General features: G+C 61.6%; 13 protein-coding genes. 5 read left to right on the top strand and 8 right to left on the bottom strand.

Going from position 1 to position 12,385, the window contains the following annotated elements:
• Positions 1-19 precede the first annotated feature (19 nt).
• Positions 20-958, top strand: coding sequence for a LysR family transcriptional regulator (locus tag NKI18_RS06965; RefSeq protein ID WP_352620047.1), 939 nt, complete (start codon positions 20-22; stop codon positions 956-958).
• On the opposite strand, the gene tsf is transcribed toward NKI18_RS06965, so the two are convergent.
• The 5 genes from tsf to NKI18_RS06940 all read right to left on the bottom strand — a co-directional run bounded on the left by tsf (position 959) and on the right by NKI18_RS06940 (position 5,587).
• Positions 959-1,882: a translation elongation factor Ts gene (gene tsf, locus NKI18_RS06960; protein WP_353019209.1), complete on the bottom strand. Its 924-nt coding sequence runs from the start codon at positions 1,880-1,882 to the stop codon at positions 959-961.
• Between the two features lie 119 nt (positions 1,883-2,001).
• On the bottom strand, positions 2,002-2,799 hold the full coding sequence (gene rpsB, locus NKI18_RS06955; RefSeq protein WP_031211288.1) for a 30S ribosomal protein S2: 798 nt from the start codon (positions 2,797-2,799) through the stop codon (positions 2,002-2,004).
• A 204-nt stretch (positions 2,800-3,003) separates the two neighbouring features.
• Positions 3,004-3,282 carry a DUF4031 domain-containing protein gene (locus tag NKI18_RS06950; RefSeq protein WP_352620049.1) on the bottom strand — a complete coding sequence of 93 codons (279 nt, stop codon included), beginning with the start codon at positions 3,280-3,282 and terminating at the stop codon, positions 3,004-3,006.
• Positions 3,283-3,325: 43 nt separating this feature from the next.
• Positions 3,326-4,624: a lysophospholipid acyltransferase family protein gene (locus NKI18_RS06945; RefSeq protein WP_352455746.1), complete on the bottom strand. Its 1,299-nt coding sequence runs from the start codon at positions 4,622-4,624 to the stop codon at positions 3,326-3,328.
• A 135-nt stretch (positions 4,625-4,759) separates the two neighbouring features.
• Positions 4,760-5,587, bottom strand: a complete 828-nt coding sequence (locus tag NKI18_RS06940; RefSeq protein WP_352620050.1) for a cell envelope integrity EipB family protein — start codon at positions 5,585-5,587, stop codon at positions 4,760-4,762.
• A 138-nt stretch (positions 5,588-5,725) separates the two neighbouring features.
• On the opposite strand from NKI18_RS06940, the gene NKI18_RS06935 reads away from it, so the two are divergent.
• From NKI18_RS06935 to NKI18_RS06920, 4 genes are all read left to right on the top strand, one after another.
• Positions 5,726-6,190: a RidA family protein gene (locus tag NKI18_RS06935; protein WP_352448812.1), complete on the top strand. Its 465-nt coding sequence runs from the start codon at positions 5,726-5,728 to the stop codon at positions 6,188-6,190.
• Between the two features lie 14 nt (positions 6,191-6,204).
• A complete protein-coding gene (locus NKI18_RS06930) occupies positions 6,205-6,933 on the top strand; it encodes a glycerophosphodiester phosphodiesterase (protein ID WP_352620051.1) in 729 nt (242 codons plus the stop codon).
• 40 nt (positions 6,934-6,973) lie between these two features.
• The gene (locus NKI18_RS06925; protein WP_352620052.1) at positions 6,974-8,188 is read left to right on the top strand and encodes a GNAT family N-acetyltransferase; all 1,215 of its coding nucleotides are present in this window, start codon (positions 6,974-6,976) and stop codon (positions 8,186-8,188) included.
• 119 nt (positions 8,189-8,307) lie between these two features.
• Positions 8,308-8,739 carry an HIT family protein gene (locus tag NKI18_RS06920; RefSeq protein ID WP_352620053.1) on the top strand — a complete coding sequence of 144 codons (432 nt, stop codon included), beginning with the start codon at positions 8,308-8,310 and terminating at the stop codon, positions 8,737-8,739.
• Between the two features lie 94 nt (positions 8,740-8,833).
• Here NKI18_RS06920 and clpA read toward each other — a convergent pair whose 3' ends face one another.
• The 3 genes from clpA to NKI18_RS06905 form a co-directional block, all read right to left on the bottom strand.
• On the bottom strand, positions 8,834-11,302 hold the full coding sequence (clpA, locus tag NKI18_RS06915) for an ATP-dependent Clp protease ATP-binding subunit ClpA (protein ID WP_023674922.1): 2,469 nt from the start codon (positions 11,300-11,302) through the stop codon (positions 8,834-8,836).
• A gap of 6 nt (positions 11,303-11,308) precedes the next feature.
• Positions 11,309-11,635, bottom strand: a complete 327-nt coding sequence (gene clpS / locus NKI18_RS06910; RefSeq protein ID WP_023674921.1) for an ATP-dependent Clp protease adapter ClpS — start codon at positions 11,633-11,635, stop codon at positions 11,309-11,311.
• Between the two features lie 274 nt (positions 11,636-11,909).
• Positions 11,910-12,239, bottom strand: a complete 330-nt coding sequence (locus NKI18_RS06905) for a phasin family protein (RefSeq protein ID WP_352471661.1) — start codon at positions 12,237-12,239, stop codon at positions 11,910-11,912.
• Between the last annotated feature and the right edge of the window lie 146 nt (positions 12,240-12,385).

Below are 12,385 nucleotides of genomic sequence, written 5' to 3'. Positions count from 1 at the left end.
TATGCGATATCATGCATGAATGGACCGCGATCTGCTTAGCCACCTACCTGTAATCGTTGCCGTCGCGCGGCGTGGCGGCTTCGCGCCGGCAGCCGCCGAGCTCGGCATGAGCCCGTCAGCGGTCAGCCATGCGGTTCGGCTGGTAGAGGAGCGAATCGGCCAGCCGTTGTTTGCCCGCACCACGCGCAGCGTCTCGCTGACCGAGGCTGGCACCGCGCTTGTCGCTGCGGCGGAGCCGGCGCTGGAAGACATTGCCGACCAGATCGAACGTATCCGCTCTGTCAAAGGCCGGGCAAGCGGACTGCTCAGGATCAACGCGCCGCGTTTGGCGCTGCCTCTGGCGCTGATGCCCATCCTGACGGCGATGGCGGAACGTTACCCTGACGTGACGGTGGAGATCGTCACCGACGAACGTCTGAGCGATATCGTCGGCGAGGGTTTCGACGCCGGCATCCGGCTGGGCGAGATGATCGCCGAGGATATGGTGACGGTGCGACTGACAGGGCCTTTCCGCAGCATCATCGTTGCTTCGCCGGCCTATGTCGGCCGGCGCGGGCGGCCATGGGCGTTGGCCGATCTCGCCGCGCACAACTGCATCGGCTATCGGCTGTTGCGATCACGTGCGCTCTATCGCTGGGATCTGTCCGATCAGGGCAAGGATATCAGCGTCGAGACACGCGGCAGCGTGGTCGTCAGCGATCCGCTGTCGGCAAGGGAAATGGCGCTTGCCGGCATCGGCCTCGCCTATCTGTTCGAGCCGCTTGTCAAGCCCGACATCGAGGCAGGCCGGCTGGTCGAAGTCCTTGGCGAGGCATCGATCGAGGAACCGGGACTGTTCCTCTATTTCCCGCGCCGCGCCGCAATGGCCCCGAAGCTCCGCGCCTTCATCGACACCGCGCAAGAAATCGGCCGGGCATCCTCGCGGATACCCGGCCGAAAAAGCCTTTCAAACGAATAGTTACTTCTTGACCGCTGCCGCGACTTCCGCCGCGAAATCGGTCTCTTCCTTCTCGATGCCCTCGCCGAGCGCGAAGCGCAGATAGGCAGCGATTTTGGCTGGCGCGCCGATTTCGCTTTCGGCATCCTTCAGCGCCTTCTCGACGGTAATGTCGGGATTGAGCACGAAAGCCTGCTTGAGCAGCACGACCTCTTCATAGAACTTGCGCAAACGGCCTTCGACCATCTTCTCGATGATCGCTTCCGGCTTGCCGGACTGGCGCGCCTGGTCGGCGAAGATCGCCTTCTCGCGTTCCACTGCGGCCGGATCGAGCTCTTCGGTGGTCAGGGCCATCGGATTGGTGGCAGCGACATGCATGGCAACTTGACGGGCGAAGGCGTTGGCGGCATGCGCGTTGCCTGTCGTCTCGATGGCCACCAGCACGCCGAGCTTGCCAAGGCCGTCGGCGACCGCATTGTGAACGTAGGTTGCGACAGCGCCGTGCTCGACGGTGAGCTTGGCCGAGCGGCGGAAGCCCAGATTCTCGCCGATGGTGCCGACAGCGTCCTTGATGGTCTCGGCGACCGACTTGCCCGAGCCCGGATAGGGAGCGGCGGCAACGGCCTCGGTCTTGCCGCCATAGGCAAGCGCGACCTTCGCGACATTGGCGACGATCTCCTGGAACGCAGCATTGCGGGCAACGAAGTCCGTCTCGGAATTGACCTCGACGATCGTTGCTTCGCGGACCCCGGAATCTACGCCGATCAGGCCTTCGGCAGCGGTACGGCCAGCCTTCTTGTCGGCCTTGGAAATGCCCTTCTTGCGCAGCCAGTCGATGGCTTCTTCCATATTGCCGTTGGTCTCGTTCAACGCCGCCTTGCAGTCCATCATGCCCGCGCCGGTCAAGTCGCGGAGTTCTTTGACCTGTGCAGCCGAAATGCTCATTGTCGCCTCTTTGTCTAAATGCACTGACGCACCATCGATTTTCGATGATGCGCCTGGTGCCGGTAGCGCTTACCGCGCCAACATATTGGAAAGATGAAGGCCGCAGCCGGCCTTCGCTACTATGCTTCCGGGGTCTGGGCTGCCGGGCTCTCGGCGGCCGGGGTCTGATCGAGCGCCGGCTCGACCGGAGCCTCGACCGATGCGCCGATATCGACACCGAGCGCGCCCTGCTGACGGGCGATGCCGTCGATAGCTGCCTTGGCGATCAAATCGCAATACAGCTGGATGGCGCGGGCCGCGTCGTCATTGCCGGGGATCGGGAAGTCGATCTTGTCCGGGTCGCAGTTGGAATCGATGATGGCAACGACCGGGATGCCGAGACGCTTGGCCTCGAGAATGGCGATCGCTTCCTTGTTGGTGTCGATCACGAACATCAAATCGGGCGTCGAACCCATATCCTTGATGCCGCCCAGCGCCTTGTCGAGCTTCTCACGCTCGCGGTCGAGGTTGAGGCGCTCCTTCTTGGTCAGGCCCTGAGCCTCGCCGGCCAGCATTTCGTCGAGCTTGCGCAGGCGCTGGATGGAATTCGAGATCGTCTTCCAGTTGGTCAGCATGCCGCCGAGCCAGCGCGAGTTGACATAGTACTGGGCCGAGCGCTGCGCGGCATCGGCGACGATGTCGGAGGCCTGGCGCTTGGTGCCGACGAACAGCACGCGGCCGCCCTTGGCAACAGTGTCGGAAACCTGCTTCAGCGCCTGGTGCAGCAAAGGCACCGTCTGCGAGAGGTCGATGATGTGTATGTTGTTGCGGGCGCCGTAGATATAGGGCGCCATTTTTGGGTTCCAGCGGTGGGTCTGGTGGCCGAAGTGAATGCCAGCTTCCAATAGCTGGCGCATGCTGAAATCAGGCAGAGCCATTCTTATTTCCTTTCCGGTTAGCCTCCACGGACACAGGCATTTTTGGACTTTGTCCTCGAACGCCACCGGAGGTTTCAGCCGGATTTCTCCCGGGCAGACACCAAAGTCCGTGTGTGGAATGAGCGCGCATATAGAGGGGAAGCGCGACAAACGCAAGCGCTGTGGCGTCTTGCGGCTCAGCGTGCGGCTATCAGCGCACCGGTATCATCGCCGCATCTTCCCCTTCGGCACCCGCACACGCCGGAAAACGGCGACGATCTCCTCGCGGCTGCATTCGATGGCGCCTAACCGCACTGCGCGGTCACGCTCGAACCCGGTTATGTCATAATGCGGCGCCGATGTCTTGGGCGGCCCTTGATAGGACGAGCGCTTGATGCCGAGCTGCGCGGCGAAGCGATGCAGCTCGTCAGTATCGTCTGCCAGCAGATGACACCAGCGGTGGCCGATCCATTTCCAGATCGCCGCATCGACATAGACCGCCATGAGATTTGCCGCACTCCTTCATCTTGCGCCGACCAACACGCCGCTAACGATGATAGAAGGGATTGGCATAGAAAATGAAGCCGCCGCCGGCCTCGAGTTGCGTCATCGTCCTGGTGACGGTCTCCTGCATCCGGTCGTGCAGTTCGGCGAGTGCCTCCTCGACGGAGCCTTGATAGGCGTGCAAGCCTAGCGGCTCCGGTACCCGGACATAGGCGCGGCGTGGGCCTGCCGGCTGCGGCACGAAACGGTTGATCGTATCGCGCAGCGTACCCTTGCAATAGTCGTTGCGGATCCGCTTCAAATGTTCGGCGATCTCCTCCTGCGTGATGCGCGGATTGGCTGAAGCCCACGGCCCGACACGCTGCAGGCGCTGGATTGTATCTGCCAGCGTTCGGACCTGCTTCTGGTTTTCGGTGCCGTCCATGTTCTCCCGCAGCCAGCGCCGCGACCGGCGCAAAAGCTCGGCAGTGTCGAGCGTGCCGGCGTCGACCGAGACAAGTTCGGCAAGGCGACGGCCGAGTTCGGTCAGCAGGTCCTTTTGACGTGCGTCGTACGAAGCCCGCTCATCGGACCGCAGGCCATATGCAGCCTCATCGCGCGACAGCAAGGTCGCATAGATATGATGGATGCGCTCCGGCAGCGAATCGGCGGCACGGCGTTCGATCTTCAGGCTGTGCTCGACATAGGCGCATTCCTTTGCCAGCGCTGCCTCGACATTCCCCGTGAAAGCAAGCTTCCAGATCACGGGCGCGATCCAAACCTTGAAGTCCGGATCCGTCAGGCGGCCGCGCTTCAGCGCCTCGAACCCCATTTCGACCGCGCCCGGCAGCAGCGGGGCAATGATGTTGGCATGCCAGCCGACACCGCCTTCGGGATGCAGGAGCACGCCGTGCCCCTTCAGCGCCCAGGCCACCGAATGTTCCTTGGCGGCCGCGCTGTTGCCCGGGATTTGCGCGATCAGATTGTTGGCCAACCAGAATTTCTGCATCAGCCGGCCAAGCCCGTTGACGACGCCGTGCGTGGCCCAGGATGCCGCCAGCGGGCTTACCCGCGAGACGACCTCCTTGTCGATCATCCAGTCGGTAAAAAATTCGGGATGGTTGGGCGTGATGAACGTCGCCTTGCCCGCGCCGCAACAAGCCTTCAGCCTTTGCCGGTCATTCTCCGGAAAATCGATGTGGCGGACATTGGCGACGCCGCGCAAACCGGCCAGACGGTTGAATGGCAACAGGTCGCGAAACCCCGGAACGCCGTGCAGCATGACAATCCGGTTGACGAATGTCATAGCGTTGATCAGCGTCGCATTGGGCCGCGGCGCCACAAAAACGTCGATCCTGCTCAACCTGCTCCCCCGCGGCGCATACCGTCATAAGGCGTTGAAAGGCAATTGCGGCATGCTCAAGTCGATGCGACTTGCCCCGCAAGATTAAGCGCTACTATCCCGGATAGCGGCCGGCGGCTTGCCGTTCACTCGAGCTTATTTAGACGGACAGGTCTTTGGCTGATCGAACAGCGACAGATTGACCAATTTGCCGGTCATCGAGAACTCGCCATAGTCCATGACGAGATCGCGCGTGATGCCGTTCTTGTGCAGCTTGAAGCTGATCCGGTATTCCGGCACCTCCTCGCCGCCTTTGTCGGCATCATCGAAATAGGCGATGTCGACCGGCCAGTATTTGTCGGTGGCGAGCTTGGCCAGCGCCGGCGCTTCCGGATCGGCGTTGTCGGCATCGGCTTGCTTGCCGACGACGACGGTGGTGGTCACCACCTTGTCGGCATCCTCAGAGCCGTCGAACAGGTTGGTTTCGTAGAAACGCTCGCCCTTTTCCGCCTTGCCGATCATTTCGACCATTTGCTGGGTCGGGAACTGGGTCGGCGCGAGTTCCAGGCTGTTCTTCTCGGGCTTGTCGATATCGACCTTGAGACCGTTGGCCTCCTTCGTTGCGGTACCCTTGACCTCCTTGTCGAGGTTCTGGTCGACAAAGGATTTGTTCACGAAGGAGAAGGTCTTGCCCTCGGCATCCTCGAAGGTGGTCATCTGCTGGTCGGTCAGCCTGGTGTTGTCGCTGGTTACGATCTGGGTCACCAAACGGAACTTTACCGTATAGCCCTCGCAAGGCGAGCCGTTGAACTCGTAGACCATGCGGCCGGTGATGCCGGTGATGCCGGAACGGTCTGAGGCCTTGTCGAGTGAAATGTCGTAAACAGCACGATGCGCCTGCAGCGCAGGCACCGCAAAAGCGGGAGCCGCCCAGGAAGCCGCTGTCAAGAGAACGGCGTTGAATGCGAGGCGCGTTGCGCGCATGGGGTGCTCCGATCATCGCGGCTAGTGGCAAGCCGCATGGAAAGATGGTCCAGCTTAAAAAAAGTCGTGGCGGAAGCGAGGCAAAAATAGCAATTTCGGCCCGGCCTGCGCGGCACCTTCAAGCAATAGGGAAATAGCATGAGCGAAACAATCGAAAAGCGGCTAAGCGATCTCGGCGTGACGCTGCCGGCCGCCGCAGCGCCCGCCGCCAATTACGTGCCCTATTGCCGGACCGGCAATCTGCTGTTCACCGCCGGGCAGTTGCCGCTCAAGGAGGGCAAGCTCCAGGCGAGCGGACTGCTTGGCCGCGATGTCGACACCGCGACCGGCAAGGAAGCCGCAAAATACTGTGCGATCAACATATTGGCCCAGGCTCAGGCGGCACTTGGCGATCTCGAGAAAATCCGTCGCTTGGTGAAGATCACCGTCTTCGTCGCCTCGGCACCGGATTTTGTCGAACAGCATCTGGTTGCCAACGGCGCCTCGGATTTTCTCGCCGCCGTGCTCGGCGATCGTGGCAAGCACGCTCGCTCCGCCGTCGGCACCGCCTCCCTGCCGCTTAATGCCGCAGTGGAAATCGAAGCGATCTTCGAAGTCGAATGACCGGGACTGCAACCATGACCGATCTTTCCTGGCTGACCGCCCGGCCCGTCGCCCATCGCGGCCTCCACGACATGAACAAGACGCGCTGGGAGAACACCCTTTCCGCCTTCGCTGCGGCGGCCGAGCGCGGCTACGCGATCGAATGCGATGTGCACCTATCATCCGACGGCGTCCCCGTCATCATCCACGATGGCGATCTGCGGCGGCTGACCGGCGAGGACGGCTTCGTCTGGCAGCGTACGGCTGCAGAGATCACGGCGCTGAAGGTCGGCGGCACCGCCGACCATTTGCCGACGCTGCAGCAGGCGCTTGATCTGGTCGACGGCCGTGTGCCGATGGTTGTCGAGCTGAAAGGTGCTGCCGGGCACGACGAAGGCCTGGTCGAAAGCGTCGGCAAGATGCTCAAGCATTACAAGGGCAAGACCGCGATCATGTCGTTCGACCATTGGCTGATCCGCGAGTTCCCGAAATATGCACCCGGCATACCCGGCGGGTTGATCGCCTACGGCAACGACAACCACCTGATCGAGGCGCATTTCGCCATGCTGGCGCATGACATCGCCTTCACCTCCTACGCTGCCGGCGACCTGCCGAACCGGTTCGTCTCCTTCGTGCGAGAGAGACTCGGCATGCCGGTGATCACCTGGACCGTGCACGACCAGCCTGCCGTCGACCTGACCTTCAAATATGCCGACCAGATGACGTTCGAAGGATTCGAGCCCGATCTGGTACGGCTCGCCTGAGCGGGCTTGTATGGGTCCGCAGCGAGCTTAAGTAAGCCTCATGGATCAAGGGGACGACTGCGAAAGACAAACGGCGAATGCGGAGCTGTCGATCCGCATCGCCGCGGGCATCGGCGCCTTTACCAGCGCTGAATGGGACAGCCTCGGCGGCGCTACACGCGGCGATGCAGAATACGGCTACAACCCGCTTGTTTCATTCGCTTTTTTGAGCGCGCTGGAAGATTCCGGATGCGCTGTTCGGCGCACCGGCTGGCAAGGCCATCACCTCAGGCTGGAAACCGCGCGAGGCAAGCTGCTCGGGGCCGTCCCCTGCTATCTGAAGTCGCACAGCCAGGGCGAATATGTCTTCGACCATGGCTGGTCGGACGCATTCGAACGCGCCGGCGGGCGCTACTATCCGAAGCTGCAATGCGCGGTGCCGTTCACGCCCGTCACCGGCCCTCGCCTGCTGGTCGGCAGGGGCGAGGACAGCCCCACCGTCAAGGCTGGTCTTGCGGCCGGCCTGAAGGCGGTGACGGATAGGCTCGGCGTGTCTTCCGCGCATGTTACTTTCGCGCCGGAGGACGACGTCCAGGTATTGGCGGCGGCCGGCTTCCTGCATCGCACCGACCAGCAGTTTCACTTCTTCAACGAAGGCTTTTCGAGCTACGACGATTTTCTCGCAACGTTAGCCTCGCGCAAGCGCAAGGCAATGAAGAAGGAGCGGCGCGAGGCCCTCGTCGACGGCATCTCGATCGACTGGCTGACCGGCAAGGATCTGACCGAAAAGGCCTGGGACGACTTTTTCGCGTTCTACATGGATACCGGCAGCAGGAAATGGGGCCGGCCCTACCTCAACCGCGATTTCTTCTCGCTGATCGGCGAACGCATGGCCGACGACATCCTGCTGGTCATGGCCAAACGCAACGGGCGCTACATTGCAGGTGCCATCAACTTCATCGGTTCAGACGCGCTCTACGGCCGCAATTGGGGCTGCATCGAGGACCACCCGTTCCTGCATTTCGAGGTCTGCTACCATCAGGCGATCGATTTCGCCATCTCGCGCAAGCTGAAGGTGGTTGAAGCCGGTGCGCAGGGCGAGCATAAGCTGGCGCGCGGCTACCGGCCCGTGACGATGCATTCGGCGCACTACATCGCCCATCCAGGTCTGCGCAATGCAGTGGCCGACTACCTCCAGCGCGAGCGGCGCGAAGTCGAGCGGATGAGCGAATATCTGGAAGAGCACACCCCGTTCCGCAAGGACATGGCGGAGTAGAGCAGCGAGACCCACTCGCTCAGCCACGCGGGCCGCATGGCCGATGTCGGCCGATCGTCTTGCCCGCCCGGAATACCTTCGCTACACGAGACAGCGAGCCAAGAACCGGAGCGCGCGCCATGGCCGAAGCAACCTACGACAGCAGCAACATCTTCGCAAAAATCCTGCGCGGAGAAATCCCTTCGCACCGCGTCTACGAGGATGACGCGGTCATCGTCTTCATGGATGTGATGCCGCAAGGACAGGGTCACACGCTGGTGGTGCCGAAAGCGCCGTCGCGCAACCTGCTTGACGCGGATCCGGTGGTGCTTGGCCCGCTCTTCGTTCACGTCCAGAAAGTTGCGCGGGCCGTAAAGAAGGCCTTCGATGCCGATGGCGTCACGGTTATGCAGTTCAACGAACCAGCTTCGGGGCAGACCGTTTTCCACCTCCATGTCCATGTCATTCCGCGCTTCGACGGCATTCCCTTGAAGCCGCACAGCGGACAGATGGAAAAGCCTGAAGTCCTGGCCGAAAACGCCGGCAAGATACGGATGGCGCTGGCAAGCTGAACCGGCGCAACCGCTCTGGCGGACGCCGGGCGGTTAACCGGAAAATGTCATAAAAAAAGCCCCGTTGCCGGGGCTTTTTTGACTTGCGGATTCGTCAGTTCTTACGCGGCAGTTGCGGCACAAGGCTGCGCTTGCCACCGTCCTTGCCTTTCGGCTCCGGCTTCTGCGCCACCGCCTTTTTCGCGGCGGGCTTCTTCGCCACGGCCTTCTTGGCCTTCGGCACGTCGTCCGGCTCTTCCTTCTTCGGCTTCACCGGCGCCTCATCGGCGAGCGATTCGAGCTTCAGGCCGGTCTCGCCGGTTTCCTTCTTCTCGACGGTGACACGCACCGTGCCGCCCTTCTTGAGCTTGCCGAACAGCACCTCGTCGGCCAGCGGCTTCTTGATGTGCTCCTGGATGACACGGCCAAGCGGCCGGGCGCCCATGCGCTCGTCATAGCCCTTGTCGGCCAGCCATGCGATTGCATCCTGCGACAGGTCGAAGGTCACGCCACGCTCGGAAAGCTGTGCTTCCAGCTGCATGACGAACTTCTGCACCACCTGATGGATGACCGGCACCGGCAGCGAGCCGAACGGAATGATCGCATCGAGACGGTTGCGGAACTCCGGCGTGAACAGCCGGTTGATCGCCTCGACATCGTCGCCTTCGCGCTTGGTCGAACCGAAACCGATGGCCGCGCGCTGCGCGTCGGACGCGCCCGCATTGGTGGTCATGATCAGGATGACATTGCGGAAGTCGATCTGCTTGCCGTTGTGGTCGGTCAGCTTGCCGTGATCCATGACCTGCAACAGGATGTTGAACAGATCGGGATGCGCCTTCTCCACTTCGTCCAGCAACAGCACGCAATGCGGATGCTGGTCGACGCCGTCGGTCAGAAGGCCGCCCTGGTCGAAGCCGACATAGCCGGGAGGCGCGCCGATCAGCCGTGAAACGGTGTGGCGTTCCATATATTCCGACATGTCGAAGCGGATCAGCTCCACGCCGAGCGAGGCGGCGAGCTGCTTGGCCACTTCCGTCTTGCCGACACCGGTCGGACCCGAGAACAGGTACGAGCCGATCGGCTTTTCCGGTTCGCGCAGGCCGGCCCGCGCCAGCTTGATGGCCGAGGTCAGCGCGGTGATCGCGGTGTCCTGGCCGTAAACGACGCGCTTCAACTCGATGTCGAGGCCTTGCAGCACCTTCTCGTCGTCGGCGGAAACTGTCTTCGGCGGGATGCGCGCCATCGTGGCGATCGTCGCTTCGATCTCCTTGATGCCGATGGTCTTCTTGCGCTTGGCTTCCGGCACGAGCATCTGCGAGGCGCCGGTCTCGTCGATCACGTCGATCGCCTTGTCCGGCAGCTTGCGGTCATTGATGTAACGCGCCGAGAGCTCGACCGAAGCCTTGATCGCCTCGCTCGTGTAGCGAACCTTGTGGAACTCCTCGAAATAGGGCTTGAGGCCCTTCATGATCTCGATGGCGTCCTCGACGGTCGGCTCGTTGACGTCAATCTTCTGGAAGCGCCGCACCAGCGCGCGGTCCTTCTCGAAGAACTGCCGGAACTCCTTGTAGGTGGTCGAGCCGATGCAGCGGATCGCGCCGGACGACAGCGCCGGCTTCAACAGGTTCGACGCATCCATGGCGCCGCCAGAGGTGGCCCCTGCCCCGATCACGGTGTGGATCTCATCAATGAACAGCACGGCGCCGGGATAGTCTTCGAGCTCCTTGACGACCTGCTTCAGTCGCTCCTCGAAATCGCCGCGATAACGGGTGCCGGCCAGCAGCGTGCCCATGTCGAGCGCGAAGATGGTGGCATTGTGCAGCACTTCGGGAACGTCGCCCTCGACGATGCGCTTGGCGAGGCCTTCGGCGATCGCCGTCTTGCCGACGCCGGGATCACCGACATAGAGCGGGTTGTTCTTGGAGCGGCGGCACAGCACCTGGATGGTCCGGTTGATCTCGCTCTCGCGACCGATCAATGGATCGATCTTGCCGGCCTTGGCCTTGTTGTTCAGGTTGACGCAATAGGCAGTCAGCGCGTCCTGCTGCTGCTTCTTCTTGCCGCCTTCCTCTTGCGGCTCGGCCCCGCTCTGGCTGCCTTGCTCGTCGTCGGCGCCGCGCGGCGTCCGCGTCTCGGAAGCGCCGGGGCGCTTGGCGATGCCATGCGAGATGTAGTTGACCGCGTCGTAGCGGGTCATCTGCTGTTCCTGCAGGAAGTAAGCGGCGTGGCTCTCGCGCTCAGCGAAGATGGCAACGAGCACGTTGGCGCCGGACACCTCCTCGCGGCCTGACGACTGCACATGGATCACCGCGCGCTGGATGACGCGCTGGAAACCGGCAGTCGGCTTGGAATCTTCATCGTAGCCGGTGACGAGGTTGTCGAGCTCGGTGTCGATATAGGTGAGGACCGTATGCTTCAACTCGTCGAGATCGACGTTGCAGGCACGCATGACGGCCGCCGCCTCGGTGTCGTCGATCAGGGCGAGCAGCAAATGTTCAAGGGTTGCATATTCATGGTGCCGCTCATTGGCGAGCGTCAGCGCTTGGTGAAGCGCCTTTTCCAGGCCTTGGGAGAAAGCCGGCATGTTACCTCACTTCTTCTCCATCACGCATTGCAGCGGATGCTGATTCTGTCGGGCGAAATCCATGACCTGAGCCACTTTGGTCTCGGCCACCTCGAATGTATAGACCCCGCACTCGCCCACCCCATGATTGTGAACATGAAGCATTATGCGTGTGGCGGCTTCGCGGTCCTTCTGGAAAAAGCGCTCCAGCACGTGGACCACGAATTCCATGGGTGTGTAGTCGTCGTTAAGAATGAGGACCCGATACAGACTGGGCTTCTTGGTCTTGGTTTTTGTGCGCGTGATGACGGCCGTGCCGCGACCGGCCTCATTGCCGTTGCTGCCGTTCTGCATTCGCACCACGTAGCTCGTGGCAGTCAAACCTGTAGTCACGTAGTCCTGCCTCTTTCGAATCCTCATGCATGCTCGACATGTAGGTGTTCGATGGACGATTTTAAGCCCTTCTGTTTAGCTGACAATATGGCTAGGTGGCCAAACTTGACCGATTTTTCAAATCGTGAAGACCGCAGGCCCCCGATTTCGAGCTGGCATGAAAAAACCCGGCCGCGCGTTCGCGACCGGGTCTGTCTTTGCAAGCCCAGGGGCCGGCTCGGAATGTTCGTCGAATTTACTTCGCCTTGGCGACGATCGATTCGAACGGCTTGTAAGCTTCCTTGGCGAGTTCGGCATAGAGATCGCCAAGCTTGGTGGCCTCGGTGACGAAGCTCTCATAGGACTGCTTGGCATAGTCGGACTGGATATCGATCGCCTTGTCCAGCGACTTGGCGGAAAAGAGCTTCTCGACAGCGGCGCTACCGGCTTCGAAGCTTTTCTTGGTGTACTCGCCCGCCTCGGCGGCGATAGCCTGCGCACCCTTGGACAGCGAGGCGAAGCTCTTCAATCCGGTGTCCGCAAATTCCTTGCCGTATTTGCTGAAATCTTCATAGGTCTGGGTCATTTCACGCATTCCTTGAACGGTTGCCTTGGACGATAGACGCGGCTTGTCCGGGCCGCGTTGTGCAATGCGTGTAAATATATTGTGCAGTGCACAAAAGTCAAGATTCCCGCGGCAATGCGCATCGTGAGCTGCCGGCAATCGCTAAG

The sequence above is a fragment of the Mesorhizobium sp. M0800 genome, from assembly GCF_040320095.1.
Classification (GTDB): Bacteria; Pseudomonadota; Alphaproteobacteria; order Rhizobiales; family Rhizobiaceae; genus Mesorhizobium.
Note: the sequence above shows the minus strand (reverse complement) of the source record. Positions and strands in the feature narration are given on the sequence as shown.

Coding starts and splice junctions, on each gene's coding strand:
- NKI18_RS06965 (WP_352620047.1), top strand. CDS start 20: ATGGACCGCGATCTGCTTAGCCACCTACCTGTAATCGTTGCCGTCGCG.
- tsf (WP_353019209.1), bottom strand. CDS start 1,882: ATGAGCATTTCGGCTGCACAGGTCAAAGAACTCCGCGACTTGACCGGC.
- rpsB (WP_031211288.1), bottom strand. CDS start 2,799: ATGGCTCTGCCTGATTTCAGCATGCGCCAGCTATTGGAAGCTGGCATT.
- NKI18_RS06950 (WP_352620049.1), bottom strand. CDS start 3,282: ATGGCGGTCTATGTCGATGCGGCGATCTGGAAATGGATCGGCCACCGC.
- NKI18_RS06940 (WP_352620050.1), bottom strand. CDS start 5,587: ATGCGCGCAACGCGCCTCGCATTCAACGCCGTTCTCTTGACAGCGGCT.
- NKI18_RS06935 (WP_352448812.1), top strand. CDS start 5,726: ATGAGCGAAACAATCGAAAAGCGGCTAAGCGATCTCGGCGTGACGCTG.
- NKI18_RS06930 (WP_352620051.1), top strand. CDS start 6,205: ATGACCGATCTTTCCTGGCTGACCGCCCGGCCCGTCGCCCATCGCGGC.
- NKI18_RS06925 (WP_352620052.1), top strand. CDS start 6,974: ATGGATCAAGGGGACGACTGCGAAAGACAAACGGCGAATGCGGAGCTG.
- NKI18_RS06920 (WP_352620053.1), top strand. CDS start 8,308: ATGGCCGAAGCAACCTACGACAGCAGCAACATCTTCGCAAAAATCCTG.
- clpA (WP_023674922.1), bottom strand. CDS start 11,302: ATGCCGGCTTTCTCCCAAGGCCTGGAAAAGGCGCTTCACCAAGCGCTG.
- clpS (WP_023674921.1), bottom strand. CDS start 11,635: ATGCAGAACGGCAGCAACGGCAATGAGGCCGGTCGCGGCACGGCCGTC.
- NKI18_RS06905 (WP_352471661.1), bottom strand. CDS start 12,239: ATGACCCAGACCTATGAAGATTTCAGCAAATACGGCAAGGAATTTGCG.